Source organism: Shouchella oshimensis, from assembly GCF_004375095.1.
GTDB lineage: Bacteria > Bacillota > Bacilli > Bacillales > Bacillaceae_D > Shouchella > Shouchella oshimensis.
The window spans coordinates 435361-459987 of the sequence record NZ_SNUX01000003.1 but is presented as its reverse complement, the minus strand read 5'-3'; the positions used below and the strand labels follow the sequence as shown (position 1 = coordinate 459987).

The window sequence follows — 24627 nt, the reverse complement described above, 5'->3', positions numbered from 1 at the left end:
TGTCATAACTCGGCTCTCACCGCCCTTTCTGCCACCTTGATCCAATCCCCTCCGTATGCGGACTGTGCTCTTTCATACCAAAGCGGGCCAGCGTATGGGTTGGTGTCCTTAGAAAAGTTCATGCGCACACCATAATATAGAAACCTAGCGTATGGCATATCCCAGATAACCTTTCCATCCTCTAACTGCGATGCTCTGATACCGCTTTTCATGAGGTCGCCTTGATCGAACGGAATAAAGTGGTTTGAATCCTTTAGAATTTGTTCGGTGACAACGTACCTTGCTTTTTTCGTAGCGTTGATCAACTTAGGCCCCACTCGTTTCGTATCAATCGTTATCTTGACGTGCGTCATTGCAACTCCACCTCGTAATGATGTGGCGTGACTCCATCCAACGCAAAAAGTGCTTGGCATTGATGGACTCTGTAGTCATCATCACCAAACGTAACCTTCGACTTTTCTTTTAGCTTGCGGAAAAGAGGCGTGTTCTTGGCATCCAGAAATACGGTCGCTTTAAGAGCGATCTCCTCACCGTTTGAATCCTGGCGAAATGAGCTTGATGGTTCCACTCGCACTCGGTCAATCGGTAGAGGTTGCGCGAACCCCCCACCGCCGAAAGGACCTTCTTCTTCAAATTCTTCGTAAATAATTTGATGGATCAAAAGTCGCTTATCTATCGGACGAATACGCATAGCATCACCCCCTCGGATTATTAACAGCTAATTGTTCGCGGTTTCTGCGTCGTGTACGCCCTGTTTCGTTTATAAAGGTTCTCATATTAGCTTGGCGACTCGAAACCTTCTGACGAGCCAATTTAACGCCCTCGGCATCACCCATAGCATCCATCATGTTCATTTCCTGCTTGGCTTTGCGTATATCTCGTTCCAACTTACGTTGCACTTGGCTTTCTTTGTATGACTGTTCATTTTTAGCTTGGTCAATCTTAGATGGCCGTTTGATCGACACACCTTCTACGAATCCGTATTTAACATGCCTACAATTGATGCCAAACAGTCCATCCGCTTCTCCGACGCTTGTTGATGAAAGTGCAGGATATTTGTCACTTGTTCCATTTCGGCTGAAGATCTTGCCTTGATAGAGCGCACACTTAGTACGAGCGCCCATATGCTCCGATATTTCCACTAGATCAACATCGTACTCATCCATCCTGGCATCCTGCATATCGTTCGTGACACCCGTGGTTGCTGTACGAATCACCGTATTGATGTAAGGCTCAACAGAGAGCTTGCGGTTGTCTCTCGTTATGTGTCCAGTTAGCCCTTTGTCTGCCCACGCTCTAGCAGTCTCGCGTAGCGCTTGATCAGGTGTTTTATTACCTGTCAGCACCTTGGCTACCGCTTCATCTATCACGTTTCTAAACTCACTTTCAAACGTACTCAGCAAAGTGGCATTGGCTAGATTCATGCTACCTCTAGCTCGGTTTACATATGTTTGAAGGATCTGATTCGTATTATTCGCATTCGAAGCAGCTGGTAGCAAAACAGCACCTTGCGTTACAGCAGGGGCAAGCATCTTATCTGTTTCTGCAACAGCTTTAAAGCCCGCGTCTTGTAACAAATCGGTTAACTCTTCAACTGATCTTCCGCTGTACCTAGCTATGATTAATAGGTTGTCCTGACTAAGTGATCCAAGCTTTTGCAGCTGCACCAATCGCCATGACTCAATATCTTCATTCAACAGCGTTCGATTTGCACCTAGCGCTTTACCAGCGTTGACCAGTATGTCTTGCTCAATCTGAGCGTAAAGGCGAGCAACAGGATCTAGCGGTACGTTTGGCTCATTCATCTTGTTCGAATCCGTCTGAACTGAACGAGCTTGCTGTGGTTATCCGTCATCACCTTTTCCGCATTCTCTTTTGTGTTCGAATAGCTGAACTTTCCAATACTCACATTAGAAGGACCTTGCGCATCAATCGCAAAGTCCTCGTTTGGCATGTCTGTTATCATAAGCTCTTTAACTAGATCCACCCATAAATAGAGAATGTCGTCAGGCATTTTGGACAGGTTACAAAATCGTTTGATTTCGTATTCCATTTGCTCTACGTAGTCAGGTATCTGAACAATGACACCCTCGTCCGCTATCTTTAGACGTCTCTCAACAATTTTGGCAACTTTATCCCTCATCCACAACACCCGCTTTCACAAGCTCGTCATATTCAGCTTTGTTAACACTGATCGTTTCGCCTGCTTTATGACGTTTGTCGTCAAGCTTAATATTGGCTGTTAATTTAGCTTTCTTTTTTGTTGCTGCCATCGCCGGCCTCCCTTCAAGGGGGAAGACCCCCTTAATTTACTTTTGCGATGAAAATGTTATCGATTGTTTCAAAGCTTGGTAGCGTAATAGCTGATACTATTGTCTGTACGTTAACCGGATGCGCTTCTTTAAGCGTAGTAATCGCAACACCTGTATCAACAATGGATACGTTTGCTACAGATTGTCCAGTCATGAGATCCGATTCCTCTGGTGTTGTGCCGTAGTAGGTATTCCCAAGGTTCCCCTCTGGAATAAGTGTCACCTTATCATCCTCATAGAATGATTTGTTCTGACCTGCTTCATCGATGAACTTTTTATTGTATACAGCGATGCTTACACCAAGCTTTGTTTGAATAAACTGTTTCAATTCACCCTCTGTAATAAAGATATTCTCTCCACCAAGAGGCTGAATTGCTGACCGTATAGATTTATTAGCAAGTAAGTAACCGAATGTCTTACGTGTCATAACAGCACGAGTAGGACGCACACCCGTATTGTTTTCTACATCATCCTGCCATTTTTGAATGTCCTGCATTGGCGTTGCGTCCGCTTGACTCCAACGAGCGCCACCAGTAAGAGTTTCTTTGTGATCTTCTTTCATATCATAGTCATACGTGTAATCTTGGCGGTTCGCTTGAATGTCAATCGTACCCGTTGATAGCAACTGCATAATCATTCGTTCTGGTTGAACACGCGCCCCACGAACCAATGTAGTGACATCATCGAAGATGTTGTTTATGATTGGCTGGTACAAAGATGCCTGAGCCGAACCTTGCAACTTATTAAGCTCTTGTCGCATTTTTTCACCAATGTGCATTGCTTCACGGAAGAAAGGCATTTCTGTTTGCACTTTATTGAATCCAATACGATCACGAACATTCGCTTTCGTATCAAACGCGGAAGGTTCAAGCGCTACCGGCAATCCGTTCGCGCCTTTAATCCAGCTAAGATCAAGTCCTAGCTGCTTCTTTGCAGGGAATAGCGTAGCTCCAAGGTACGGTACGCTGTTACTCGGGTTGTTCGTGTAGTACGTGCCAATATTCTGTGCTGTTACTAAATCAAAAATAGTATCCATATTTGTCATCCTCTCTTATCGTACAAATGTAATTTGTTTTAATACCGCTTTTTCCTCTGCTGTTGGCGCGGTCGGTAGCTTGTTCAGGGCAACAAATCCATGAATAAGTAATGCACCAGAAGCGGGACCATGAGTAACATCCACATCCTCGAACAACACACCCTCTGCATTGCTACCACCCTCTTCTTCTGTTGTTGCTTTTACGGCAAGTACCGTGTCATCTTCTAACACCCCACCACCAAGAATGGTGCCAGCAGGTACGATCTTCTTACCGTTTTGTGCTGAGACACCCGCATCCGATACCGTAACCGCAAGGTTTACATAGTGATCAGGAAACTTAACAATTCCTTTTTTGTTACCGAATTTTTCAGTAGTAAATTTCATTAGTTTTCCTCCTTAAGAAAAGTAACCCTGTTGGGCTTTTTGTAAATCAGGTTGATTACTCTTTTGTTGTTCAGCTAATTCCTTACCAAATGCACCAGGTTCAACGTTTCCTTTTCCTCCACCCTTCGGTGTCGGACTCTTCAATCGCTCTGTCACTCCGTCTTGTACAGCTTGTCTGAACGCTGTTTCAAACGTATCAATATTCTTCTTGGTGTTCTCTGCATCACTAGATAGCAAGAGATCAGCAAAGGATACAGGGAGCTTCTTCTCGCTAAGAATATTGATAGCTTCGATTTTTAGTTCACGCTGACTCAATGCTTTTTCACGCGCCTCTAAATCAGCTTTATACTGTTCATCTTGCAATTTTTGTTTCTCGGCTGCAGAAAGACCAGCTAACTTCTCCGCCTCTGCCTTAGCTGCTTTAATGGCGTTTTCTTTCTCCTGCTCCGCTTTCTGTTTTGCAGTAGCTAGAGCTTCAGTCACACGCTTATCAGCATTGCTCTGAAGTAACTTATCAAGCTCCTCTTGTGTCTTTGGTGCTTGGAATGGCTCTGGATCTTTCGGTGGATCAGCAGGCGGTGGATCTCCTGCTCCTGGATCGGCTGGCGGATCAGCGAAGAATTGCAGGTGCATCTTCATCAACTTCGGTGCTTTATCCTCAAAAAACTTAAATCCCTTAACCTTGTTCTCTGTTGCTTTCATGTCGTTTCCTCCTTGTGCCCCTCCAAGTACGAGCCTTGCAGTTGCAGATAATAAAAAACACCCCTATTGCGGCGTGTTTAAAAGTGAATCATATTGGAATTGCAACGCTTCCTGAGTTTGCTTTCCTTTACGTACGGCATCCTCTTCCTTGCGCGCAATCTCTGCGTCTGGATCATCAACAGCAGGGTGCAAGCTAAGTGTTGTCTTCTCACTGAGAGAACCACCAAGCTTTTGAAACATATCTGTTATCTCAAGCAAGTTTTTCGGTAAGTTCCGATGGAACGTGAGATTAATTAAGTTTGGATCAAAGTTCCCACCCTTGATATTTAGATAGTTCGAGATAAGTTTAAGTCGCTTAATTAGCCCTGTCTTAAACTTTCGTTCCTTAATCGCAGATACTTGCTCCAAGCCCCACGTTTTATACTTCATACTCTCACCAGACACATTCCCTGCAAACTTTTCGTCTGTGAGATCAGGCGTTTGACTTACGCTGTGTATGTCTGCTTGTAAACGGTTCTTGTAATTCTCAACAGCCGCATCGTTGATATTCTTGATTAACCACCCAGCGCTACCCTCTTTGTCGAGTAGCAGCACCTTATCCTCTTTCATTTGCTGGACATCTGATGATTGAGTGCCGTTGTAGCCAACCAAATACAGGAAAGCGTCCGTGAAGTCCTCGAAATCATTCGCGCTGTCTGATTGAGTCTTGTTGTACGCATCAATAAGAGACAACACGACTTCAAAATCCCCTAAGGATTCATTATTATTCGTGTATTCAATGACTGGAACATCACCGAAGAAGTGTTCTTTTCGATCAACCTCTGTCATGATTCCGCTACCTTGTTCAAAGTAAATAGTGTGTGTATCCGTGTATACTTCAGCTTTGTCCTTCGTATCTCCACTCAGAATGTCTTTTGTCTCGTAGATACGTACCGCGAACAACAAACGCTCCTGTATGCAATCCGTGTAAACGGGGATGATAGACGCATTATCCACTGGCTTAAACTCAATATCTGAATCCTCGTTAGCGTAGATCAACTCAAAGGCGGTGCCAGATATGCTAATTTGTTTAGCGAGCTCATAATTCACATCTTCCTCGTAATTGGCATCAAGAACGTCAAATATCTCTTTCAGCGCCTCTTTTTCGTCACTATCATAGGTGATGGGAATGCCCACGAAATACCCTGTAGCAATATCTGTAATCAACTTAGCGTAATTGACCACAAGCCTATTGTTAGGCTTTGATGGATCTTTCTTCGTACGCTCTAAGATATCATGCTCGCCTTCATAATAGTTTTGAAGCTTTTTAAAACGTTTAGAAGGCTTATCACCACGTTGAGTGATAATCTCTTGTATCAGCTTGCCTGTAATCTCAATATCTTTGTCTACTCGTATTTTCAATATCTCACCTCCTACAAGCCTAAAGAAGCTTTGCTCACTGTTCTGATGCTATCACCCTTGAGATCGGAAACCTCATAGTCATCCAGCGCATACCAAATGGCGCTGAACGAATGCGGATCAATTGTAAATTCATCTTCTACTATCCTGTCTTGCTTATCCTTCTTATAGGTAAGGTTTTCCAGCTCAGCTTTAGCGTTAGGACAAGCGTCGGAACAAATGATCTTCGCGAACCGTTTTACTTTCTTCGTATACTGCAGCCGCGATCCGGGGAACTTCTTGGCATCGGTCATGTTAAAACCCTGTTGCTGGTAATAGCGAATGGTTTTAGGTTCAGCTGCATCCGCGCGAATTAATTCGCCCGTTCTTTTAAACTCAGCTATTTCCTTGGCTGTCTGGTCGTCCGTCATATCGTTTTTGTAATACTCCCAATGGATATAAAGGTACTTCCTCTCATGATCCACTGTGATCCTGTATAGCGCGTTATACGATGTGACAAAACCAAAGTCCATGCCTACTCGTTCAATTGGATCTCGTATGCCTCTAAGCTCCTGTAACACTTGTTCATGCGGCATCGTCTCAAACTGTGGCAGTACCTTAACCCCGTTCACGCCAAAACGACCCTTCCGCGCAATGCGATAAAGGTCTGGATCGTAATCTTTCATTTCCTCCAACTGTTCTACGTAGCTTTCAGGCAGAAACAAGTTATCATCGGCAGTTGAGTGGTGGTAATACGTGTCATTCTCTATTACAATTCGGTCATTGTAGAGTTTTTCATCGTCTAAAATTAAACGTTTATTTTGTTCATCCTTAAAGAAGTGTTTGTAAGACCAGTTATCTTTGCCGACAGGGTTTGTTGATAGCAGCATGTGCAATTTTAACTTAGGATGCCGAAGGCGCCCTAGCAGCTCTTTAAAACCCGCGTATTTAACCTCTGAGCACTCTTCCGTCCACACTAACGAAATATTATTGATTGATTTGAGCTTACCCGGCTTGTCCATACCTTTGAAGATGATCTTGCTCCCATTAGGGAAGCGAATTTGCATAGGGGACGATAAGCATTTTATTCTTCCACTCAATCCTAAGTCTTCGACAATCTCTTCTAAGAGGGAAAACGTAGAATCTCGGTGTGTGTCGTATACCTCGCGAACGACTAAAGCCGTTCGTTTCTCTTCCAGCAGCTTAATGATGATCTTAAAGGCAATGTGATAGCTCTTGCTACTACCGTATCCACCGACAAGAAACTGGAACTTGGTAGACCAGTCGAAAAGGAAGTCTTCAAAGTGTGGGTTGGCAGCTTTTTCAACGATCATCTTTAACCGCCCTCTTTACCACAATTTCAATAGGTCCCCCGTCATCCTTCGTCAACTTGTCCACTTCCACTCTGGTTTTATCAACGTTTAGCTGCATCTGTTCTAATTTGAGCAACCTCTCATCGTCTTCATGAGCTATACTGACGAATTGTTTAATTAGATTACCCATGGTACCCATAGCACGCGACATAGATGTAATAAACGTAGCCTGACGATCCCAAGCAAACTGGATATCGTACTTATCGGCTCCAGAATCGCCCCAACCGTGCTGACTCTTCTCTTTCGCTATATCGTCTTTATCTTGGACAAACATGATTTGTTGAGAACGAATGATAGTTGCGTATTGGATTTGTATCTGATCATACAGGAGATCGGCGGGCGTTTTATCTTGCATTTGGTTTATAATTTCCAACGTCTCTTGCGGAAGATACTTGGAAAAGATGCCGTGTTTGAGCGCCGCTTGGTTCCGTTCTCCAAACTGATTCTTCGGGTTAGGATTGCCACTCCTCTTTTTCTTGGTCTGCTTAGAATCCTTCGGGGTTGCATCCCTAATTCGATTGGTTGCAACCTTAGTTGCATCCTTCCCCTCGGTTGCATCCCTTTCCCATCCCTCTCGACTCTTTCTACTTTTCAAGGTTCCGAGCTTCGCCCCATGCTTTTCAGCTAATGCTTTTAAGGTGATGGTGGTTGTCTCGTATTCTTCTCTTATCTGTTCCCAATTCATTTACATGACACCTACCTCCTTTGGATCAAATGAAAAAGACCACGCTAAAAGCGCAGTCTAATCACATAATTTATTGCCTTCTGTTTGTTAAGTCAAACGTTTTGTTTATAAAGTGATCGTTTAATGTAGATCTAAGGGCTAAAACCCTAATTTGTCTACTATTTATACTTCTATTCCTTTCGGGATTTTTTTCTGTAAATACAACTAATAATTCATCCATATAACTCTCTACTTCTGAAAGAATTTCACGTTGTTTCTCGTTAAGTTTTCTTAGGTCAAGACTTTGTTTAGAGGGATAATTATGAATAGATCTTATAGCAGTGATGGCAGTTCCGTGTTTTAATAATTCCATATCTAATGCTAAATTCGTTAAATAAGTATATAAAGCAAGGAAATAACTATTTATTGCATCTCTCTTTTGTCTATTTTTATCAATTCGATATACAAAAACACTGGTTATCGCTCCACTTATTAGGCCGGTTAATATGCCAACAATCCAATTTTCCACCTAGGCTGTCCACCCCGGCTCATACGTATAGATAATAGCTCCCATATGCTGCGCGTTCCCTCTAAAGTTCTTCATGTCTTCCTGAGCTACTAATGCCAACCTAAACACGTTGAACACGTCTTTCTCTACTCGATACTCGTTTATTTCTCCGTCTCTAAGCTGTTGTAGTATCTCATTTGCTAGTTCTTCTGTCATGTTAATCGCCCCCTGCTTTAATTATAGCAGAGGCTTGGTGACAGTTAACACACAAAAAGAGAACCGCCTCGTAAGGTAGTTCTCCTTTCGCTTTTTATCTTAAGTTATTTCATCTTACTTCGTGTATCGATATCTGAAGTAGCTAGATTCATCACAGTCCTAATACTATATAATATACCTATTGTTATATAAACCATGTAATATGACCACATAACGATTGCAAAAAACACTAAGTATTTATTGTTAATTGGAACGAAAACAGCAAATGCTAAATTAATAAGAATAAAATATATGCAAGCGGAGATTTGTTTCCTTAACTCAAAATATAAATAATTATGAAGATGAGGAAAAAAATCTCTTAGTCTACTCATTACAGGACTAGATTTTAGTGTAACTAATAAGGTTAAGAAAACACCTTGAACAGTTAGTATTCCAACAGAGTAAGCTATAAAATTACCAGTATTGTCTTTTGAGTGACTTATATAACCAGAATAGAATAAGAAGACAGGGATGCAAGAAATGAAAATACAGACCCAAAATTTATTTTTTTCCCATTTTTTCCAAAAGGTTTTATTGGTCTTAGAAGTAAAATTAGATATTTTAGCACCTTTTTCTTTAGTCATATATGCATCCCCCTCCCCCTCTCTTAATACCTACTTCAATTAAATGGTTGTAAAATTATCCTCATTTGATTTCTTTGGGTTTCGTATGCTTCCATAAATTGAGCGTGAATAAATTCATGTCCAATTTGCGCACGATTATCATTTAAATTAAGCCTAATTACGTTTGTTAGTCTAGGCGTTAATAAATTTACGACGTCCATAGGGGAATCCTCATTTTGTCTTGCTGTTAATTCTACATTTGGTTTGTTTTCAGGTTCAGATTCTCTAAAACCTCGAATAATTTCATGAATAGTCTCGTGATTTAGAGTCTCTGTTTTCGGAGCATTACCTACAGATAGTGTCAATTCAAATTTAACGCCTCTTGCTCTTCCTATAACTTCAGAAATTTCTTCTAGAGATTCATTGTCAGCTAATGAATCGGCCATCACATTACTCCCCTTAATGGTAACTTTCCTAAAAATATCCGCTCTACCAATTCTATCAATTTTTGTTGGATCTATTATTGGTTCTAAAGAAACCACTAGGGGGAATTGGTCATCTCTTTCCACGATCTCATTGTATCTATTTCTTATATCAGTCAGAAAGATTTCAACCTGGCTAACATTTAGACTATAAATGTTTGATTGAACTGCAACAGTGCAATATCTCGGATCAAAGACTACTGTTACAAATTCTCCAATATATTCATCTTCTCTTAAACCTAATTCCTCTTTTGGGTTCCCTATGCTTTTTTTTGCCAAGTTTGTTTCTCTCAATTTTCCAATTTGAAAAGAAAATATTCCTCCACGATCATTTAATAGAGTATGTCTGTCAAATTCGGAAATATATTCTCCTACATTTACTACACCGTCAATTTCATTACCAATAACTGATAGATAATTTAACATATCCGTCATGTCCCATGAAGCGTTATAATTTCTACCTTGCATATCATCCGGCAAATCCCTTGGCGCTAAATTGATTGTAAAATAATTAAACCTAATGTTTTTTATAGGCATTTTACTCCCCCTTTTCTATACACGTAAGCAATATTCGACAAAAAGGGGGTAATTTCCTTTTAATTTAATTTATAATTCCATTATACACAAACAAGCGTTCTTAATAAATGTTTTCTTTTAGAATAAACAGCGCATACGGCTATTAAGCTTGTACACGCCTCTTTTTTGTTTGTTCATCGGGTTAGGATTTGCACCTAACAAAGTATAGGATAGGCGTGACATCAGACGCCTCGTTTTACTGCTATGGGTAGGTGTACGGTTACTCAAAAGAGCAAAGGAAACGACTTTCCACCTCTATTCGGCTGTGTTCCTACCTTACTTACTGATCCCCGAATAGCTCTCCTATACCTGATTAACGTCTACCTATTCCGTCACCGATGTGTAGTTTTTCACGCTTGCGTAAGCAAGACTACCAGGGTGAGAGTGTCCCCCTTACGGTACGTGATATTATAGGACACTCTTCCGCTTAAGTGTTTCCACCGACCGAGCTAGTCCCGATCCGACAGAAGAGTGATATTAACGTATTGGGTATTCTCCCATACTTACATATTACACTTGTTTAGCGCCTAAAACTGCAACATTACTGCAAATTTAAAAATATTTCTGAGCAGATGCTCTAAGGTCTTCCTCTAATTCAGTATTATTGGATATCACTTCAACAACCCATGGTTGAAGAAGATAAGGAAACTTAGGATCGTTCAGGTTATCAGTAATAATTTGGTTTGTAGTCTTTCCGATAACAAATTTCTGTTCCAACTCAACTACAGCACCATCTGTAATAGGGAGTGGAGCCGTATGATTATCTTCTTTGTAAATTCCGTACACTATCGCTTTCTGAAAATTTGTTAGGCTTCTAATTCTTTTAGGTGCATTTTTATAAAATTTATTTTGATTTCTTTTCGCTTCAATAAATTTACTAATATTAATAATCAGGGTAATTATAAGAATACTGATAAACACAATAAAAACTAATCCGATAATATATCCGTAATCAATTAAGAATTCCCTTAGAAAAAATTTATTTAACAAATCATCAGAAGCTAATAGTAAAAATCCACTTGCCAATGATAAAGCGGCCATAATATTAACTGGCAAAGTTAGAATATCTTTTATACTCACGTTAAAATTCATTATTACTCTCCCATTAATTTATAATTTTTTTAAATTTTAGTTAAAATAAATATCTTAATTCATAATAAAAGAACCTGTACTTATGTACAAGCTCTTTTATATCCACCCTATTCTCTCTCCAATTGCCTCAACAATTCTTCGCTTGTAATTGTGTACCGTCCTCTCGCTCACATCGGTTTCCATCGCAATCATCACAGGTGACGCATTGTTTCTGCCACTCCAATATCTCATACGCACAAAATCCTTTTGCTTGTCGTTTAAATCGTTGTATACGGACTCTATGGCTTCTGCAATCTCCTCTAGGTTCCTTAAGCGCTTATCTGCCGTTAGCCTTGTAGCCATCCTCTCGGTTGGTCTCGAAATTGACCGTACACTGTTCACTCCTTGCCCTTGGTTCTCGTCTACTTCCTCAAGGTACGGGTGCAGCAGTTCCATTCGTCTCTTCTTAATCTCCTTAACAGTATTAGGATACTGATATAACTCTGCCTCTATATGCTTGAATGTTGCTTTCTGCAATTTTTCTGCTCCCATGATATCGCTCCTCTACTGTTTTTGGTTTCGTTTTACTTGCATGGCATAACGCCTTAATTCATCTGTAACGTTATTGCTGTGGTCACAGTCGTTGCAATAGATTCGTGGTGATCTCGCTACATACTGACTCAATACGTATTCACTCAACTTCTTAGGTCTTCCACACTTTTCGCAAAACATAAGTATCACTCGATCAGCTCCCCATATCGTTCTGCCACCTCAATATGCTTTGTAACAGGCTTGCTTCGGTTCGTAGATTGTTCATCGCATCTAAACCAGCCTTGTATGTTTCTCTCGCTATATCACGATCTAACCTCAAGCTAGCTATTTTTTCGTTACCCTTGGCAAGCTCAAGAATCAATGTGGCCGGATGCCCTGCAGCTTTAAGCGTTAGTATCTCTTGCCTTAAAGCGATCTTATATGCTTTCTCGCTCTCTGCTTTTGCTTTAGCTAGTCCGAATATAGTTTTGCTTGAGTTATCTAGCCTCTGCTGTACCTCTCGCATTGACTGGATGACGCTTTGTAGATCACTCACTAGGTAACTCCATCCCCAATGCCCATTTCGCCTTTATACTCACGCTGAGACGCATTTTTTCTTTATCGGTGTTGTTAAGTGTTCCAGCCTTTTTCTTTGGTTCAAAGTACCATGCATCTACAAGGGCGAGTGCATCTAGCAGCATACTTTTTTCATCGGACGTTAACTGGTGTGTCATTTCCTCACCCATCCCTTTTTGTTGTTCTTCTGCCAGACAACCAACTCTATGCCCATCATGCTCTCAAACATCTTCTTTACAAGAGGAAACCGTTCGTTAGCGTATCCTTTTACGTCAATGACTTCCTCTTTGCCATCTTTATAAGTTACTTTGAAGTCTGCTGTATACTTCCATGGTTGGCGCATCCTCTTACCTGTGCCGCTGCACAACGTGCATTTGTTCATTCTGAGCGTTTTTTTGTTCTCTACCCTGCCAATACCCTCGCATCGGTAACAAGGTACTGAGAAGGCGCTCAAGAGCGTGTACTGCGGTTGTAATTCGATGTCTATTACGTTCTTATCATTTCTTAGCAGGAGATAAAATTCCCCTTCTGCCTTGGAATCAAAATCATTTCCGTAAAAGCTTGTCTTTCTGCTTTTTATCTTTGCCATTGCGCCGCTCCTCTCTCCCAATTAGAGCAAGAGCAATGGAGCAAGATACAATCACTGCCGCTAGTAATATAAATAAACTAATAAGTATATTTGGTATATAGATCACCTTGCCCGCTCCTCTCCGCACTCTTTACACGTCTGTGTCCATTTGCCTTTATGGACGCTTAATTTAAACTTCCCTGCGCCACACTCACACCGTCCATGCCTCATTCTGACCTCCGGCTCAGGAGCAGGACCCTCTCTCTGCTCCCTTACCGCTTCATTCCATCGCTTTTTGCTCAAAAGGGAAGGTCAGAATCCTTGATATCAATGCTATTGTCATTGCTAAATGGATCGTTTTCATAGTTACCGCTATTGTTATTCGTGTTATTGCCTCCACCTTGGCTATTGCGCGACTCTAAGAATGTGATTTGCTCTGCCGCTATCTCTGTTTTAAAGTGCCTTTGTCCGTCTTTCTCCCAACTGGATGTTTGAACCCTACCGCTCACACCAACCAATGAGCCTTTTTTCATATGATTCGCAACCGATTCTGCTGTTTTCTTAAAACAAATTATCTGGATGTAGTCAGCCTTTTCTCTGTCGTAAGATCGATTAACGGCCAATGTGAATCGAGCAACCGCAACTCCTTGTGGTGAATATCTCAAGTCCACATCTTTAGTTAATCTCCCTGTAAGTGCTACTGAATTAATCATGTGCATGAACCCCTTTAAATAACATTTTTGTATGTCGCTCCTTTCAAAATTAAATCAATGACTTTTCTTGATACTCCGAATCTTCCGGCAATTACTCTGTTTGGCAATTCAGGATTCAGTTCCTTGATTCTCCTTATTTTTCTAACGTCATTTTGACTTAATTTAGATTGACCATTCTTATAGCCACTTGGAAATCTATTAAGTTTAATAGAGTCGCTCATATTTTGTCTCTGAGTGCCAATGTATAGGTTATCTAATCTGTTGTCTGACGGAATATCATTTTTGTGACAAACAACCATCCCCTCAGGAATTGGTCCTACAAAGCTTTCAATAACAAGACGATGCAACAGGTGCGCCTTTCCATTTCTTTTGAATCTAAACATTGTATATCCGTGTTTATGTTTAGAACCTTTTAATTTCCGTAAAGATTTTGACCTAACTAGACCGTGGATTCCTTTATTAACCCACTCAGAATAAACGTTACCTTGATCATCAATGTAATATCCGTCATTCCCTCTAATAGGTATCAACATCTATACTCGCTCCTTTATGATTAACAACGCTTTCTGCTCATCGTCTGCCATCTCGTCATGTCCATCTGTAAGTACTTTGACCGCCACTGTTCCATTAGCCTGACGCGCCAATCTCGCTACTATGCTGATGCCTTTGTATATGTCTGCTGTGTTGTCGCCGTTATGCTGTATCGTTAACATTTGACACCCTCCCAATCGGACACTGGTTTTCTCACCCTGCCCGGTATTTTGTCTTTCGCTACATTTCGTTCGGTCTCGCCTTCTGCATACACTTGGATGACTAGCAACTTGTCCTCGCCTTCTCGATGGTAGGCAATCCAGCGAATCATACCTTTACAGATCTCCAAGCTTTTCCGTATTTAATTGATTTAATTGTGCTATCAGGTACACCTGTAATAAGATTTAATTCTTTGTGAGTTAAATCAGTTTTCTCTAACAAAACTTTAAGGGCATAGACTTTTATTTCGCTAATCTTTGCCGAGTGGTGCTCTTCTCCGACTTTTATTCTCTTGTTTCTTAATGCGTCCCTAACGTTCTCTAATTGCGTCCCTTTCCTTAGGTGTTCAGGGTTGATACACATTTTGTTGTCGCACAAATGTCTTACAAGTTCACCTTTTTCTAATGGTCCTATCATCTGTTCATAGACGTGTCTAAAAACTAATTTTTCATGCATTCTTGGATAACCGCGCTTGCCTTTTTTATGCGAAGTACATATAAAACAACCATTTTCGTCGATTTCATAATCAATTGGAAAGGAGCGTAAATGATTTGACCGTCTGTATTGGTGCTGACATGGTTTACTACAAAAATTCATACCGTTAACGTTCACTCTTGATGGAGGTACTGAATATTGTTTAAAACAACATTTGCATTTAACGGTTATTGGCATTTAAGTTCCTCCTCATTCATGAATCTCTCGAACGCTTCATGAGTTGTATTGGGAATTAGAGCTTTTGAAAACAAATCCCAACTATCCATTCCGAAGAAGGGGCCGTACTTCTCTTCGTGAAGACGCTTAAACATAGAATCCCAATCCTCTAACATGGATGCATCACTTTCATTTTGAAACTTCCCGTGACAGGCGTCATGGCACCGGCGACACAAAGGAACGATGTTTCTCCATTGCCCTCTACCACCTTGCGAACGGAATAAAATGTGGTGCAACTCTAACGCCTCTCCGCCATATCCACATCCTCCGCATTGGTGGTTGTATGCCTCTAACGCCTTGCTTCCGTTCTTCTTGCTGATAGCGCCACGTTTTTTCTGAGTAGGAACGCGCCTCCCTTTCATGCGTTGAACTTTCTTTTTCTTCTTTGGTCGCTTCTCGAAATGCGGTTTAGCGACTGCCCTCACTGGTTGTTGCGATAGGTCTTGCATCGTTACACCTCCGCGTATTCTTGCCACGATTTAGCTATTTTTTTTCGTAATATGCGACTTATCTGTATTTGAGACAACCCGAATATCGCTCCAATCTCACTTTGTTTCATATCACCCATATAGAGCTTTAATATCTCTAAGTCTCTTGGCTTTAGCTTCGAAAAGAAGTCTTCGACGATCATATCTGTATCATCTTCAATACTTGGAGCAAGCACTTCCATTAACTCTTGATCCTGATAGAAATCGGATCCTATTTTCTTGTTTCCAGGTACTATGATTTGTTTGATACAGTTCAACGCTTGTTCAATAGTGTAGGCTGTTTCACCAGTGGCATTTTTGAGTTCATCCATATCCATATTTTCAAAATTATTTATCTTCTTAATCTTCTGCATGCAATCTTTAACGGTAACTGGCACATGCACATATTGATTCGAGTCCCTAAACGCACGTAAGATCTCAAATTCCGCATTCTTATATACATGTGCCTCAAATGGCGTGCCTTTGGCTTCATCAAAATTTTTATAAGCTCTTACGAATCCTATAGCTCCGATGTTGTAAATATCTGCATAATCGAGCCCATAATATTTAGCTTGTTTCAACCGTTTGTTTACGGCTTTAGCAATATACTTTTCGTATTCAGCATAGGCTTGATCCACATCGAACCATTTCCCATGAATTTGTCTCATTGGAAGAACGCTCGCTCTCTCGCTTTTAGCTCGCCTCGATCAACTAAGTCAGCCGCTAGTACCAATACCTCTTCCCATCGTCGATTGAAGCGTTTTGCGATGAACATAAGCCCCCTGTTTTCTTTCCAGAGGCGTTTAAATTCCGCTTTCTCCCAACTGGTCCAGATATAATTGAACTGGATACCAGCTACATAGGCGCCCTCTTTTAAGCTAATCTTTTGCTCTGCCCACGTTTTATTAAGCATGTGCGATTCGTTCTTGTTCACGAAGCCTCGCCTCCAATTCTGCTAGTTGTTTCATTCGTCTTGGTCGTGTCTTGTTAAGATAATGCTGGTATTTGTAATCTGACTCGCTACAGGTGCAGGGGGTTATTAACCATCCCCCTGGTATGTTTTTGCCTACTGTACATTTACACATGGTTTATGCCTCCAAATCTTTCGCAAAATTTATTAAACGCTCTTTCGCAAGCTCTTTTCGATAGCTTGTTGCTTTATTTTCAATGGTGATGCACATTTCACTTAGTCGATCAACCGAACGTCCACCGATCTTCTCATGCAGTTCAGATGGCTTGAGATTGCTTGTGTAGAAAATTGGGCGCTTCTTACGATAACGGTGGTCTATGATGCCAAAGAACGTCTCTTCTACCCACTCAGTCACCTTTTCAGCCCCTATATCATCCAAAACTAGCAAGTCGCAGGTTACCAATGCCCTTATTACTTCGTCGTATTTAAAATTGCTCTTGTCGCCAAACGTGCTCTTGAGCTTGTCCAACATGTCCTTTGTCGTTTGGAAAACAACCGTATGCCCTTTACTATTTAATTCATTTGCCACTGCTGCAGCTATATGACTTTTACCGTTGCCGTAGCTACCCCAGATTCCTAAAGATGTACCGCCGAACTCTTCAAACTCATTCACGTATTTTTGAGCCGCTTTAAATGGCTTTTCCGTTCCTGATCGATGAATGAAGCTTTCAAACGTTGAGCTAGCGAATTTCTCACCCATTGTTGAGATATTAAACAAGCGCTTAGTTGTTTTATCCTGTACAAATCGCTCTCTCTTAATCTCTTCTTCTTTCATTTTGCGAGTCACACACTCACACACTGGCTGAACAATCTTTGTACGGTTAAGAATGTCAACTTTCATCTGCGGGATAAACTCTCCACAATGGGGACATTCAGCCCCACCGTCTTTAGAGGGAAAGTTCGTCGTATTCTGCTCCATCACTTGGCTTATTGCCCTTGCTGTTGCCTGAATCATGCTTTACCTCCCTTTGATTGAGATAGCCCTCAAATTTATTTCCGAACAATGTCTCTGGGCGAAGGTACTGGTTCATTTCTGGATCGTTCAACCACTCTTTTGTTTTTATATGAATCACTCTTTTAAAATCACCGAGTTTAAAGCCATCATTCCAACGCGCTTTAATTAAGTCTTTTGTTTTTGAAGTGGTGCTTCTGTAATTTTTTGAAGCAACTTCGTTGAGATAAGAAATGATGTCATCGTATGGAATCTTTTCTTTCTCCTTATCATTCTCTTTCTCTTTCTCTTTCTCTATATCTATGCATAGGGTATCGATAGGGTATCCATACCGTATAAGTTGAGCTTTGTACATTTCCAAAAAAGGTTGATGCTTCACGACTTCCAGCTCTTTTCGAATACGAGAAATTACCTTCGGACTATTGATAAAGTTGTACTTTACCCAATTGAGTAAAATGACTTCTTTTGTTCCTTTGTTGTATGAAACTTTTCCGTATTCCTCAAAACGATCAATATATTTTTCAACTGTTTCTCTCGTATAACCAGTTTCTGTTTCCATGATTCTGTATGGCAATTCGTAGATTCCACATTGAGTTGTTTTACTATTGGTCATGAGATAAAGATAGAAATACTTCTCTTCCGGTGTAAGATCTAAAACGAAACCATCTTGCCAAAAATCTATATGAACGTTTCTGTATTTAGCCATTTGTAACTCCCCTAAAATATTTTTCTAATTCGAGTGGAAACCTGTACCACTATCAAGTGTTTCGTGATATAATAGCAGTACAGGATTATTTATATTTGTTCGTTCTAAGTCACTGCGCCAACAGTGGCTTTTTTGTTTGTCCAATTTTCTTAGACAGCCAATCAACACCCTTTGCCGTAACATATGTTTGCGGCTTATTTATCGTTTCATCACCAATAACTACAGATGTTTCCTTTACGACAAAGTAACCTTGATCGATGTATCTTTGATACGGTGTGTTGTTAGGCATTAGTATTTTCATGCTTCTTAGCTTTGCGAATAAAGTGTTTCTACCTAACCCGAGCACCTTTGCAACCTCTGCCATCTTTTGATTGTTAGAAGCGCTTATAAAGCGATCATGAGCCTCGATCTTTGGTTGATCCTCTTCAATTTTCTTTTGAAGATTAGCGGCTAACATTAAAGCCTCTGAAAATGAATGCGGTAATTGAACGCTGTAAGAACCGGTTTCTCGAATGCTTGGTAAAACTTCTTCCGCGATCCAATCACTGAACTTTTCTGCTTCCTCTTTTCGAGACTTGAAGATTAGCTTGTATAGTCCTGCTTCGTTAACGGCAATGGCGTTCGTTTTATAGTTTGTACCGCTATAACTTAAAGTTAGAGTGGTTTTAAACTTGTTATTAAGCGTCATTACAGCTTTCGATACGTTTGTAATACCTAAGATTTCACAAACATCTTTTGCAACGAACCATGGCTTGCCATCTTGTACAACTGTTCGAATTTCGGAAGATTCATAACTAAATACTTTCATCAAGTCGTTCATTTTATCTCTCCTCTACTGTTTGTTATCTGAAAACCGCTTTGTCGTTTTACCGATAAAAGCAGTCCTCAGACTCTTTTTTTCATGAACACTTGCTATTCTTCGGAAATCCATCGTTTGTTCCGTCAGATCCTTCATACACGTATATGAAGTCGCCTAGCTTACATCCGAAAAATTCACACAAAGGAACGATTAAGTCTGGATCAATTTTGTTCTGGGAGTAGTTATTAAACTTGATTAGCTTTGTATAATTCAACCCAGTTATTTGACTTAATTCTTTTATGGACCTGACTCTTTTCCGAGCCATATGCTCACGAAGGTTATGCCGAAGTTTCATTGTTTCACCTCACTTTGCTACCTTCATTTATAATTTTACTACAAAGGTGTTAAAATAACAATATTGCGATTATGGGTCTTTGTTACTAATTTTTACACCTTTATAATAAAAAGTTGTATAAAAGTTGTCATTTAGAGTATAATCGTAGTAAATAACAACAGCTTAAGGAGTGTCTCATAATGGGAATGAAAAACCGCCTTAGAATCTTGATGGCCGAGAAAGGAATAAACAGTGTTTCTGAACTTCATCGTTTGATACAAGAGCAAGGTTACACCATGAGCAGAAGAACATTAGACAAGTTCGTTAGAAACGAAAATAATAGAATCGATTACGATACAATCGTTGCTATTATCAAAGTGCTTGAATGTTCATTTGATGACCTTTTTGTAATTACTGATGAAGAAGAAGAACAAAACTAATCCAGTCGCACATGTCAATTGCATATTAACTGGAAGGAGGGGCGCGCACGATAATGTGATCAGCTCCTTTTTAGTATGTAATGAGACGTTTCGACAAATGGCGCGTTCGACCTTTTAGCCAGATGTTAAGTACGTATGTTCGGTTCCGGAACGTGCTGAAAAGAGTTGACTCCCCTTATGCCTTTTGAACCTTACCTAATGCCTGTCTCTCTACAGTAATCGTAGGCGATACAGCAATCGTTGCATTTAAAACGATACTTTTTAGGATATCGCCCGTAGATTTGCCGCAATCACAAAAGAAATTAATATTCATCATCTTATATTTCGGCTTCCTCCTCGTAGTCCTCATTAATAATTAGCTTAATAAAGCCATCTGGTTTTTTATCAAGGTATTTAATTAGTTCATCAACTGTATTCGCGTTATATTTCTCTTCAGCAGCTTTATCTTGTAGAAATGAAATTAAAGCTGCTAGATCTGAATAATACAATTTCATACATTTTCCCTCCCAAGTGTCATCCCAAATCAAATTTGTGTTATATTAGACATAAGATTTGGAATAGAATATATTTAATGATTCTTTGAAAGGAGATCATCAATTGGAAAATACAAATGCTTTAACAAAGAAAGGAACTATCATAAAATACATAGCGTTAATTATTGGCATCGCATGTTTGTTATTAACTTTCGTCACTCCTACAAGGGTAGTAATGATTGGTTCCATTTACGGTGATTACATTGTCTTTGCACTTACAGCAATTGGTGTGCTACTGTCAATTTACTCAATAAGAATTTCAGAAAAGAAACTGATACCAATTTTGTCTTTAATTTTGTCCTTATCTTTCCCTATAATGTTCGTGCTTTGGTTAATCTTACTTTTTACTGGGACAATCGATTTTGCACCGTGATTCAAGGCTGCTTTTAAAGCCTTATTTTTTTTTGAAAACGTGCTAATGATAACCTCTCAGTTATGGACTTCGTTTGGTCATACTGCGCTCTACCCTTTAGCTACGCTAGAAATTATCATTTGCAACCCTTCTAGTTCGCTCCCGGAAAGTTCTCTTGATCCTAAAGTACACCCTTCCCGATCTATAACGGACATGTTTACCGACCCCTCATGCACCCAAACATCAACAGTTGCATACGCGGAAAGTCTAATTTGGTACATCATGTTTTGCCCTCCTGTTTGGTCATACTACGTAGTTTAATCTTAAGAAAAAATTCCACCTCTTTAAAAAAGCCTATATAGTCCCTTGAAAATTATCGTTTGACAATAATTCATTATTGTCCTAAGATAAAAAAGTCTAAAAAGGGGGATAATTCATGAATTTGTTTACCAAAATAGTTTTAAGGTTTTTGTCAATAGCTTCTTTAATTGCTCAAGGTTTTCTTGCTTTTGCTGGTTTAATACTCATTTTTGCTTCTGTTGCCTTACTGGTTGTATCTGACGGGGTTCGAAACCAACTGACACAACATATATATATCAGCTCTAATACAGCTCCTTCAATTTCATTTATTGTTTTTTCATGTTTAGTAGCACTAGCAATAATTACATGCTTGTTTATAACTACATTTGCTCTATATAAAATCATTAGTAATATATACGGTCAACAATTCTTTGTTGTTCAAAACCTTAAATATCTTAGGTTCATTTTAATTTCCATAACTAGCTTTATCGTTTTTCAGAGCATTAGTCAGTTGTTCTTTGCACAAGCACATCTTTATAATGTAAGCGATATTTTCTTAAATACTTGGCCAAATTTGCTTGAGAGCGTTCTTCTTTTATCTATCATTTATACAATATATGTGGTCTTTAAGTATGGGATATCTTTGCAGGAAGACTCCAATAATGTAATTTGAGTGGAGGAACTTAATGTTAAAAATTAATCTTGATAGAGTAATGTTAGAACGAAAAATCACATCAAAAGAATTAGCGGAAAAAATAGATATAACTCAGGCAAATTTATCAATACTTAAAACAGGAAAAGCTCGTGGCATCCGCTTCGCCACATTAGAAAAAATTTGTAAAACATTAGATTGTCAACCTGGCGATATACTTGAATATGAAGATTAGTGACGAGGGTGGCAGGAGCCACCCTAATATTTTCCTAATAATAGAATAAAAACAGAAATCTCTTCTTACCGATCAGTTTATGGATACTAAGATCAAAATTTAAACGAAACCAAAATCCGTATTTTTCGTAACTTATACCGAGGTGAATATTATGAAAAAGTTCTACTACTTATCTTCTGCAAGTTTTTTTATGCTTGGAATTATCAAGCTACTATTAGAACCAAACCCGCTTTTTTATATCCCTTCTTTTGGATTAGCAGTTTGCTTCTTATTTTTAGGACTGCTTGATCCTAAGAAAACAAAAAACACTAATTAATATTCAGCGGCGCTATTGCGATCGCTTTTTTGTTTGGTGGCAGGATCTGCATTGTGTGGTCATACTAAGCGGCTAGTACCCTAACCGCTGTATATAATAGACAAATGATTTTGACTCGATAAGACTGCGTTAGAGCATGTGTACATCCGTTAGAAAGAGGGCTGAACGATAAAGTTTGTTGATCCTCTCTCGGTCGGGAAATTCCCTTAATGCTTCATTTCTCACAAGCTTTAAAGATGTCTCTAGCTTATTTATTTTCTGTTCCTGCTTGTTTAACTTCTCTGCCATGCCAGAGACATAGACAAGGAGATCAGCTAGCTCCTCAAATGCGTGAGCCGATACCTCGCGTTGGTTAAAGTGGTCAGGGTTAAACGGCGCACCGTACTTCTTGACCCCCTTTTCATACTGTTGTTGCTGTACTATGCCAAAATTGCTTATAGCTGATCGGATGAACTTGTCATTTTCGTTCATATATTCACCCAAGCCAACGTGAGGACTATTCCAAGAACTACACAGGCTATCATTTCGGTTAAACGTTGAGCATTTGTAACTTGTATTGGCTTTGTACTCATAAGAGCCTCCATTTAATAGAAAGTGTGTTATAATCGGCGTAACAGTTTTTAGCTAGGGCGCTTTGTAGTGGGAGCGTCCTATTTTTGTTCCTCATTAGTTTCTACTGCTTTTTTCTGCGCTTGCGTGTACCAATTCTCTAATTGCTTTATCACTTGTTCTGCTTGCCCCTTAGTCAATTGGCTTAAATCAGTTATGTTCATCTTTCCAAAGACCGTAGCTAAATCAGTACCACGTAATTCCGCCAATTCCATTGCTGTGCTTTTGATATTCTCGATTAACTGTTCATCTGGTTTTTCTTCATCCACCATCGGTAAATCTTCACCTGCATAGATGTATAACCCTAAGCCATGTAACGCTATTGCTTTAACTAAACAACGTTGAATGCTCGTATTGATATCGAAGGCAGTAGGCTTCTCTATTGGCTTGTTGAAGTTATTTAAGACAGGATGAATCTGTGACATCGGAATGCCGTTGCTTGTGACTTCCACCTCTACAAAATATCCTAAATCTGTCTTCATATATGGTTTATCATCGAAACGTTTAACTTCCCACTTTGCATTTGGATCATGTCGTCTGAGTTTATCCACTGCCCATGCCCATGATAAATAGCTGAACTTCCCTTTCTTCTCAACATGCTTCGATACATCAATTTCTGCCAACTTCTGAAAATGATTGTCCATGTGTTTCACCTCCTCTTTAGAATTTAGTTACTAACAAATCCCCTTCTATGCTTAGTGTTCGAAAACCATGCTTGTGTAGCTCTAATGCGATAACTCCCTTTAAGCGGTCGAAGTCTCGGAAGAATGAGCGATCAATGAGAGTGTGTGGCGATCCATCTAAGTAATCCTCGTTAACTAGTGCGATGCAGCGGCGTTTGATTTCTGATGTAGGTTCCATTGGTTAAGCCTCCTTTTTGTTTGGTTTGTTTAATTCTTCTTGGTATCTTTTAACTAAATAGCCGTAACAACGATTTACATTTGCTTTAAAATGTGGACCATACAACACAGTGACCTTCATGAATTACGCCTCCTTATATAACTTTCGTGTATTCACTACACACATTCGATAAAAAAAATAAATCATCAAATTTCTTATCTTTGAACACTGATAACGATCCCGTTATAAAATCTTCACCAGGGTAACAAAAATTTGCATGCGTTACAGGTAGCTTAGCTCTCCACAATCGACTCCGAGAAATTTTCATTTTTCTTGCTAACTCACTATTGTTAAGGCCCACCTCTTTTTGAGCTCTTTCAAAAGCTTCTATATCCAGTATGATCTTCAATTCCTAACCTCCTTCCTTTATTCGTTTCGCCTCTACACGTTTAGTCTACTACACATGTGTACTGTACGCAACAGTTATTTTTCAAATTATCCATGTTTTTGTTTAAAGTACGACACAATACTGATAAAATAAGCTTATAACATTGATAGAGGTGTTTATTATGGAAGCTAAAAAATTGGGTACATACATTGCCAAGCTCCGCAAAGAAAGCGGCTTTAAAAGTCAACGTCAGTTAGCAGAAGCAAGTGGTTTATCGAACGGAACCATTGCTCGAATTGAAAACGGGACACAAAAACCATCTATGGAGACACTATCTACTTTGTCTAAACATTTAAAAGTGGAATTGATTGATCTATATACAAATGCAGGTTATTCTCTTGAAGCTAACGATTTGAGAGTTAAAGAAAATACTAAAATTTATTTCGATGACGTATACGGTGAAATTACTGAACAAGAAAGAGAAGCACTTGAAAAACACTTAGATTACTTAAGATGGCAAGCAAAACAAGATAAAAAATAAGGACCACCTCGTAGGTAGTCCTCTGTAAAATATTTCCGTTC

Annotated in this window: 45 protein-coding genes; 6 read left to right on the top strand and 39 right to left on the bottom strand. The window is 39.7% G+C overall.

Annotated elements, in window-relative coordinates; translation table 11 throughout:
• Positions 1–2 precede the first annotated feature (2 nt).
• The 33 genes from E2L03_RS13175 to E2L03_RS20920 all read right to left on the bottom strand — a co-directional run bounded on the left by E2L03_RS13175 (position 3) and on the right by E2L03_RS20920 (position 19401).
• A complete protein-coding gene (locus E2L03_RS13175) occupies positions 3–353 on the bottom strand; it encodes a minor capsid protein (RefSeq protein ID WP_134259364.1) in 351 nt (116 codons plus the stop codon).
• Positions 350–691 (bottom strand): putative minor capsid protein, encoded by a 342-nt coding sequence (locus E2L03_RS13170; RefSeq protein ID WP_134259363.1) that lies wholly within the window; start codon positions 689–691, stop codon positions 350–352. Before E2L03_RS13170 ends, E2L03_RS13175 begins: the two co-directional genes overlap by 4 nt.
• 4 nt (positions 692–695) lie before the next feature.
• Positions 696–1805 (bottom strand): phage minor capsid protein, encoded by a 1110-nt coding sequence (locus E2L03_RS13165; protein WP_134259362.1) that lies wholly within the window; start codon positions 1803–1805, stop codon positions 696–698.
• Positions 1802–2143, bottom strand: a complete 342-nt coding sequence (locus tag E2L03_RS13160; protein WP_134259361.1) for a hypothetical protein — start codon at positions 2141–2143, stop codon at positions 1802–1804. The genes E2L03_RS13165 and E2L03_RS13160 overlap by 4 nt, the downstream gene beginning before the upstream one ends.
• Positions 2133–2273: a DUF7210 family protein gene (locus E2L03_RS20485; RefSeq protein WP_166740307.1), complete on the bottom strand. Its 141-nt coding sequence runs from the start codon at positions 2271–2273 to the stop codon at positions 2133–2135. The genes E2L03_RS13160 and E2L03_RS20485 overlap by 11 nt, the downstream gene beginning before the upstream one ends.
• A gap of 31 nt (positions 2274–2304) precedes the next feature.
• Positions 2305–3348, bottom strand: a complete 1044-nt coding sequence (locus E2L03_RS13155; protein WP_134259360.1) for a major capsid protein — start codon at positions 3346–3348, stop codon at positions 2305–2307.
• Positions 3349–3363: 15 nt separating this feature from the next.
• Positions 3364–3732 carry a hypothetical protein gene (locus tag E2L03_RS13150; protein WP_134259359.1) on the bottom strand — a complete coding sequence of 123 codons (369 nt, stop codon included), beginning with the start codon at positions 3730–3732 and terminating at the stop codon, positions 3364–3366.
• Between the two features lie 12 nt (positions 3733–3744).
• Entirely contained in the window at positions 3745–4434 is a 690-nt protein-coding gene (locus E2L03_RS13145; RefSeq protein WP_134259358.1) for a DUF4355 domain-containing protein, read from the bottom strand.
• Positions 4435–4497: 63 nt separating this feature from the next.
• Positions 4498–5835 (bottom strand): phage portal protein, encoded by a 1338-nt coding sequence (locus tag E2L03_RS13140; RefSeq protein ID WP_166740306.1) that lies wholly within the window; start codon positions 5833–5835, stop codon positions 4498–4500.
• 11 nt (positions 5836–5846) lie between these two features.
• Positions 5847–7145, bottom strand: coding sequence for a PBSX family phage terminase large subunit (locus tag E2L03_RS13135; protein WP_206698967.1), 1299 nt, complete (start codon positions 7143–7145; stop codon positions 5847–5849).
• On the bottom strand, positions 7135–7869 hold the full coding sequence (gene terS / locus E2L03_RS13130) for a phage terminase small subunit (RefSeq protein WP_134259356.1): 735 nt from the start codon (positions 7867–7869) through the stop codon (positions 7135–7137). Before terS ends, E2L03_RS13135 begins: the two co-directional genes overlap by 11 nt.
• Before the next feature lie 70 nt (positions 7870–7939).
• The gene (locus E2L03_RS13125) at positions 7940–8377 is read right to left on the bottom strand and encodes a hypothetical protein (protein WP_134259355.1); all 438 of its coding nucleotides are present in this window, start codon (positions 8375–8377) and stop codon (positions 7940–7942) included.
• Positions 8378–8572, bottom strand: a complete 195-nt coding sequence (gene ykzS, locus E2L03_RS13120; RefSeq protein WP_134259354.1) for a protein YkzS — start codon at positions 8570–8572, stop codon at positions 8378–8380. It abuts the gene before it with no gap.
• 104 nt (positions 8573–8676) lie between these two features.
• Positions 8677–9195 (bottom strand): hypothetical protein, encoded by a 519-nt coding sequence (locus tag E2L03_RS13115; protein WP_134259353.1) that lies wholly within the window; start codon positions 9193–9195, stop codon positions 8677–8679.
• Between the two features lie 35 nt (positions 9196–9230).
• A complete protein-coding gene (locus E2L03_RS13110; RefSeq protein WP_134259352.1) occupies positions 9231–10193 on the bottom strand; it encodes a DUF6731 family protein in 963 nt (320 codons plus the stop codon).
• Positions 10194–10784: 591 nt separating this feature from the next.
• Positions 10785–11324, bottom strand: a complete 540-nt coding sequence (locus tag E2L03_RS13105) for a super-infection exclusion protein B (protein ID WP_134259351.1) — start codon at positions 11322–11324, stop codon at positions 10785–10787.
• Positions 11325–11420: 96 nt separating this feature from the next.
• Positions 11421–11855 carry a DUF722 domain-containing protein gene (locus E2L03_RS13100; protein WP_134259350.1) on the bottom strand — a complete coding sequence of 145 codons (435 nt, stop codon included), beginning with the start codon at positions 11853–11855 and terminating at the stop codon, positions 11421–11423.
• 193 nt (positions 11856–12048) lie between these two features.
• On the bottom strand, positions 12049–12390 hold the full coding sequence (locus tag E2L03_RS13095; RefSeq protein ID WP_134259349.1) for a hypothetical protein: 342 nt from the start codon (positions 12388–12390) through the stop codon (positions 12049–12051).
• Positions 12383–12568 carry a hypothetical protein gene (locus tag E2L03_RS13090; RefSeq protein ID WP_134259348.1) on the bottom strand — a complete coding sequence of 62 codons (186 nt, stop codon included), beginning with the start codon at positions 12566–12568 and terminating at the stop codon, positions 12383–12385. Before E2L03_RS13090 ends, E2L03_RS13095 begins: the two co-directional genes overlap by 8 nt.
• Positions 12565–12999 carry a DUF1064 domain-containing protein gene (locus tag E2L03_RS13085; protein WP_134259347.1) on the bottom strand — a complete coding sequence of 145 codons (435 nt, stop codon included), beginning with the start codon at positions 12997–12999 and terminating at the stop codon, positions 12565–12567. Before E2L03_RS13085 ends, E2L03_RS13090 begins: the two co-directional genes overlap by 4 nt.
• Positions 13000–13101: 102 nt before the next feature.
• Positions 13102–13209, bottom strand: a complete 108-nt coding sequence (locus tag E2L03_RS20980) for a DUF8096 family protein (protein ID WP_496196929.1) — start codon at positions 13207–13209, stop codon at positions 13102–13104.
• A 68-nt stretch (positions 13210–13277) separates the two neighbouring features.
• On the bottom strand, positions 13278–13691 hold the full coding sequence (locus tag E2L03_RS13080) for a single-stranded DNA-binding protein (protein WP_134259346.1): 414 nt from the start codon (positions 13689–13691) through the stop codon (positions 13278–13280).
• A 14-nt stretch (positions 13692–13705) separates the two neighbouring features.
• Positions 13706–14224 (bottom strand): HNH endonuclease signature motif containing protein, encoded by a 519-nt coding sequence (locus E2L03_RS13075; protein WP_134259345.1) that lies wholly within the window; start codon positions 14222–14224, stop codon positions 13706–13708.
• Positions 14225–14404 carry a hypothetical protein gene (locus tag E2L03_RS13070; protein ID WP_134259344.1) on the bottom strand — a complete coding sequence of 60 codons (180 nt, stop codon included), beginning with the start codon at positions 14402–14404 and terminating at the stop codon, positions 14225–14227.
• Positions 14398–14553, bottom strand: a complete 156-nt coding sequence (locus E2L03_RS20480) for a hypothetical protein (RefSeq protein WP_166740305.1) — start codon at positions 14551–14553, stop codon at positions 14398–14400. Before E2L03_RS20480 ends, E2L03_RS13070 begins: the two co-directional genes overlap by 7 nt.
• Positions 14550–15113, bottom strand: a complete 564-nt coding sequence (locus E2L03_RS13065) for an HNH endonuclease signature motif containing protein (RefSeq protein ID WP_134259343.1) — start codon at positions 15111–15113, stop codon at positions 14550–14552. The genes E2L03_RS20480 and E2L03_RS13065 overlap by 4 nt, the downstream gene beginning before the upstream one ends.
• A complete protein-coding gene (locus E2L03_RS13060) occupies positions 15104–15601 on the bottom strand; it encodes an HNH endonuclease (protein WP_134259342.1) in 498 nt (165 codons plus the stop codon). Before E2L03_RS13060 ends, E2L03_RS13065 begins: the two co-directional genes overlap by 10 nt.
• Positions 15602–15603: 2 nt before the next feature.
• Entirely contained in the window at positions 15604–16287 is a 684-nt protein-coding gene (locus E2L03_RS13055; RefSeq protein ID WP_134259341.1) for a sigma-70 family RNA polymerase sigma factor, read from the bottom strand.
• Positions 16284–16553 (bottom strand): hypothetical protein, encoded by a 270-nt coding sequence (locus E2L03_RS13050; RefSeq protein WP_134259340.1) that lies wholly within the window; start codon positions 16551–16553, stop codon positions 16284–16286. The genes E2L03_RS13055 and E2L03_RS13050 overlap by 4 nt, the downstream gene beginning before the upstream one ends.
• Positions 16554–16707: 154 nt before the next feature.
• On the bottom strand, positions 16708–17544 hold the full coding sequence (locus E2L03_RS13045) for an ATP-binding protein (protein WP_134259339.1): 837 nt from the start codon (positions 17542–17544) through the stop codon (positions 16708–16710).
• On the bottom strand, positions 17477–18247 hold the full coding sequence (locus E2L03_RS13040; protein ID WP_134259338.1) for a conserved phage C-terminal domain-containing protein: 771 nt from the start codon (positions 18245–18247) through the stop codon (positions 17477–17479). Before E2L03_RS13040 ends, E2L03_RS13045 begins: the two co-directional genes overlap by 68 nt.
• A gap of 109 nt (positions 18248–18356) precedes the next feature.
• Complete coding sequence (locus E2L03_RS13035) at positions 18357–19067, bottom strand: phage antirepressor KilAC domain-containing protein (RefSeq protein WP_134259337.1); 711 nt, start codon at positions 19065–19067, stop codon at positions 18357–18359.
• A gap of 79 nt (positions 19068–19146) precedes the next feature.
• The gene (locus E2L03_RS20920; RefSeq protein ID WP_134259336.1) at positions 19147–19401 is read right to left on the bottom strand and encodes a helix-turn-helix domain-containing protein; all 255 of its coding nucleotides are present in this window, start codon (positions 19399–19401) and stop codon (positions 19147–19149) included.
• Positions 19402–19580: 179 nt separating this feature from the next.
• Between E2L03_RS20920 and E2L03_RS13025 the strand changes: the two genes are divergently transcribed.
• Positions 19581–19820: a helix-turn-helix domain-containing protein gene (locus E2L03_RS13025; protein ID WP_134259335.1), complete on the top strand. Its 240-nt coding sequence runs from the start codon at positions 19581–19583 to the stop codon at positions 19818–19820.
• Positions 19821–20137: 317 nt separating this feature from the next.
• Here E2L03_RS13025 and E2L03_RS20475 read toward each other — a convergent pair whose 3' ends face one another.
• Positions 20138–20314 (bottom strand): hypothetical protein, encoded by a 177-nt coding sequence (locus E2L03_RS20475; protein WP_166740304.1) that lies wholly within the window; start codon positions 20312–20314, stop codon positions 20138–20140.
• Between the two features lie 103 nt (positions 20315–20417).
• Here E2L03_RS20475 and E2L03_RS13020 point away from each other — a divergent pair, with 103 nt between their 5' ends.
• On the top strand, positions 20418–20726 hold the full coding sequence (locus E2L03_RS13020; protein ID WP_124741800.1) for a hypothetical protein: 309 nt from the start codon (positions 20418–20420) through the stop codon (positions 20724–20726).
• A gap of 89 nt (positions 20727–20815) precedes the next feature.
• Here the strand turns inward: E2L03_RS13020 and E2L03_RS20470 are convergent, their stop codons facing one another.
• Positions 20816–20989: a hypothetical protein gene (locus tag E2L03_RS20470; RefSeq protein WP_166740303.1), complete on the bottom strand. Its 174-nt coding sequence runs from the start codon at positions 20987–20989 to the stop codon at positions 20816–20818.
• A gap of 152 nt (positions 20990–21141) precedes the next feature.
• On the opposite strand from E2L03_RS20470, the gene E2L03_RS13015 reads away from it, so the two are divergent.
• The 3 genes from E2L03_RS13015 (at position 21142) to E2L03_RS20860 (ending at position 22208) form a co-directional block, all read left to right on the top strand.
• Positions 21142–21678 (top strand): DUF2975 domain-containing protein, encoded by a 537-nt coding sequence (locus E2L03_RS13015; protein WP_134259334.1) that lies wholly within the window; start codon positions 21142–21144, stop codon positions 21676–21678.
• 13 nt (positions 21679–21691) lie between these two features.
• Entirely contained in the window at positions 21692–21892 is a 201-nt protein-coding gene (locus E2L03_RS13010; RefSeq protein WP_134259333.1) for a helix-turn-helix domain-containing protein, read from the top strand.
• 190 nt (positions 21893–22082) lie between these two features.
• On the top strand, positions 22083–22208 hold the full coding sequence (locus tag E2L03_RS20860; RefSeq protein ID WP_276338673.1) for a hypothetical protein: 126 nt from the start codon (positions 22083–22085) through the stop codon (positions 22206–22208).
• A gap of 129 nt (positions 22209–22337) precedes the next feature.
• Here E2L03_RS20860 and E2L03_RS13005 read toward each other — a convergent pair whose 3' ends face one another.
• From E2L03_RS13005 to E2L03_RS12990, 4 genes are all read right to left on the bottom strand, one after another.
• Entirely contained in the window at positions 22338–22679 is a 342-nt protein-coding gene (locus tag E2L03_RS13005) for a hypothetical protein (RefSeq protein WP_134259332.1), read from the bottom strand.
• A gap of 179 nt (positions 22680–22858) precedes the next feature.
• A complete protein-coding gene (locus E2L03_RS13000) occupies positions 22859–23461 on the bottom strand; it encodes a Sak single strand annealing protein (RefSeq protein ID WP_134259331.1) in 603 nt (200 codons plus the stop codon).
• Positions 23462–23477: 16 nt separating this feature from the next.
• Entirely contained in the window at positions 23478–23678 is a 201-nt protein-coding gene (locus tag E2L03_RS12995; RefSeq protein WP_134259330.1) for a hypothetical protein, read from the bottom strand.
• 133 nt (positions 23679–23811) lie between these two features.
• Positions 23812–24066, bottom strand: coding sequence for a hypothetical protein (locus E2L03_RS12990; RefSeq protein ID WP_134259329.1), 255 nt, complete (start codon positions 24064–24066; stop codon positions 23812–23814).
• Positions 24067–24226: 160 nt separating this feature from the next.
• Between E2L03_RS12990 and E2L03_RS12985 the strand changes: the two genes are divergently transcribed.
• Positions 24227–24586, top strand: coding sequence for a helix-turn-helix domain-containing protein (locus E2L03_RS12985; protein WP_134259328.1), 360 nt, complete (start codon positions 24227–24229; stop codon positions 24584–24586).
• Positions 24587–24627 lie beyond the last annotated feature (41 nt).

Coding starts and splice junctions, on each gene's coding strand:
- E2L03_RS13010 (WP_134259333.1), top strand. CDS start 21,692: ATGTTAAAAATTAATCTTGATAGAGTAATGTTAGAACGAAAAATCACA.
- E2L03_RS13040 (WP_134259338.1), bottom strand. CDS start 18,247: ATGGCTAAATACAGAAACGTTCATATAGATTTTTGGCAAGATGGTTTC.
- E2L03_RS13065 (WP_134259343.1), bottom strand. CDS start 15,113: ATGCCAATAACCGTTAAATGCAAATGTTGTTTTAAACAATATTCAGTA.
- E2L03_RS13165 (WP_134259362.1), bottom strand. CDS start 1,805: ATGAATGAGCCAAACGTACCGCTAGATCCTGTTGCTCGCCTTTACGCT.
- E2L03_RS13110 (WP_134259352.1), bottom strand. CDS start 10,193: ATGCCTATAAAAAACATTAGGTTTAATTATTTTACAATCAATTTAGCG.
- E2L03_RS20980 (WP_496196929.1), bottom strand. CDS start 13,209: ATGAGGCATGGACGGTGTGAGTGTGGCGCAGGGAAGTTTAAATTAAGC.
- E2L03_RS20485 (WP_166740307.1), bottom strand. CDS start 2,273: ATGGCAGCAACAAAAAAGAAAGCTAAATTAACAGCCAATATTAAGCTT.
- E2L03_RS13080 (WP_134259346.1), bottom strand. CDS start 13,691: ATGATTAATTCAGTAGCACTTACAGGGAGATTAACTAAAGATGTGGAC.
- ykzS (WP_134259354.1), bottom strand. CDS start 8,572: ATGACAGAAGAACTAGCAAATGAGATACTACAACAGCTTAGAGACGGA.
- terS (WP_134259356.1), bottom strand. CDS start 7,869: ATGAATTGGGAACAGATAAGAGAAGAATACGAGACAACCACCATCACC.
- E2L03_RS13170 (WP_134259363.1), bottom strand. CDS start 691: ATGCGTATTCGTCCGATAGATAAGCGACTTTTGATCCATCAAATTATT.
- E2L03_RS13115 (WP_134259353.1), bottom strand. CDS start 9,195: ATGACTAAAGAAAAAGGTGCTAAAATATCTAATTTTACTTCTAAGACC.
- E2L03_RS20860 (WP_276338673.1), top strand. CDS start 22,083: ATGCTTGGAATTATCAAGCTACTATTAGAACCAAACCCGCTTTTTTAT.
- E2L03_RS12995 (WP_134259330.1), bottom strand. CDS start 23,678: ATGGAACCTACATCAGAAATCAAACGCCGCTGCATCGCACTAGTTAAC.
- E2L03_RS13085 (WP_134259347.1), bottom strand. CDS start 12,999: ATGGCAAAGATAAAAAGCAGAAAGACAAGCTTTTACGGAAATGATTTT.
- E2L03_RS13100 (WP_134259350.1), bottom strand. CDS start 11,855: ATGGGAGCAGAAAAATTGCAGAAAGCAACATTCAAGCATATAGAGGCA.
- E2L03_RS13135 (WP_206698967.1), bottom strand. CDS start 7,145: ATGATCGTTGAAAAAGCTGCCAACCCACACTTTGAAGACTTCCTTTTC.
- E2L03_RS13005 (WP_134259332.1), bottom strand. CDS start 22,679: ATGAACGAAAATGACAAGTTCATCCGATCAGCTATAAGCAATTTTGGC.
- E2L03_RS20470 (WP_166740303.1), bottom strand. CDS start 20,989: ATGATGTACCAAATTAGACTTTCCGCGTATGCAACTGTTGATGTTTGG.
- E2L03_RS13045 (WP_134259339.1), bottom strand. CDS start 17,544: ATGATTCAGGCAACAGCAAGGGCAATAAGCCAAGTGATGGAGCAGAAT.
- E2L03_RS13055 (WP_134259341.1), bottom strand. CDS start 16,287: ATGAGACAAATTCATGGGAAATGGTTCGATGTGGATCAAGCCTATGCT.
- E2L03_RS13070 (WP_134259344.1), bottom strand. CDS start 14,404: ATGTTAACGATACAGCATAACGGCGACAACACAGCAGACATATACAAA.
- E2L03_RS13175 (WP_134259364.1), bottom strand. CDS start 353: ATGACGCACGTCAAGATAACGATTGATACGAAACGAGTGGGGCCTAAG.
- E2L03_RS13090 (WP_134259348.1), bottom strand. CDS start 12,568: ATGACACACCAGTTAACGTCCGATGAAAAAAGTATGCTGCTAGATGCA.
- E2L03_RS20920 (WP_134259336.1), bottom strand. CDS start 19,401: ATGAAACTTCGGCATAACCTTCGTGAGCATATGGCTCGGAAAAGAGTC.
- E2L03_RS13035 (WP_134259337.1), bottom strand. CDS start 19,067: ATGAACGACTTGATGAAAGTATTTAGTTATGAATCTTCCGAAATTCGA.
- E2L03_RS12985 (WP_134259328.1), top strand. CDS start 24,227: ATGGAAGCTAAAAAATTGGGTACATACATTGCCAAGCTCCGCAAAGAA.
- E2L03_RS13060 (WP_134259342.1), bottom strand. CDS start 15,601: ATGCAAGACCTATCGCAACAACCAGTGAGGGCAGTCGCTAAACCGCAT.
- E2L03_RS13025 (WP_134259335.1), top strand. CDS start 19,581: ATGGGAATGAAAAACCGCCTTAGAATCTTGATGGCCGAGAAAGGAATA.
- E2L03_RS13075 (WP_134259345.1), bottom strand. CDS start 14,224: ATGTTGATACCTATTAGAGGGAATGACGGATATTACATTGATGATCAA.
- E2L03_RS13150 (WP_134259359.1), bottom strand. CDS start 3,732: ATGAAATTTACTACTGAAAAATTCGGTAACAAAAAAGGAATTGTTAAG.
- E2L03_RS13155 (WP_134259360.1), bottom strand. CDS start 3,348: ATGGATACTATTTTTGATTTAGTAACAGCACAGAATATTGGCACGTAC.
- E2L03_RS20480 (WP_166740305.1), bottom strand. CDS start 14,553: ATGATTCGCTGGATTGCCTACCATCGAGAAGGCGAGGACAAGTTGCTA.
- E2L03_RS13160 (WP_134259361.1), bottom strand. CDS start 2,143: ATGAGGGATAAAGTTGCCAAAATTGTTGAGAGACGTCTAAAGATAGCG.
- E2L03_RS20475 (WP_166740304.1), bottom strand. CDS start 20,314: ATGAAATTGTATTATTCAGATCTAGCAGCTTTAATTTCATTTCTACAA.
- E2L03_RS13015 (WP_134259334.1), top strand. CDS start 21,142: ATGAATTTGTTTACCAAAATAGTTTTAAGGTTTTTGTCAATAGCTTCT.
- E2L03_RS13000 (WP_134259331.1), bottom strand. CDS start 23,461: ATGGACAATCATTTTCAGAAGTTGGCAGAAATTGATGTATCGAAGCAT.
- E2L03_RS13105 (WP_134259351.1), bottom strand. CDS start 11,324: ATGAATTTTAACGTGAGTATAAAAGATATTCTAACTTTGCCAGTTAAT.
- E2L03_RS13145 (WP_134259358.1), bottom strand. CDS start 4,434: ATGAAAGCAACAGAGAACAAGGTTAAGGGATTTAAGTTTTTTGAGGAT.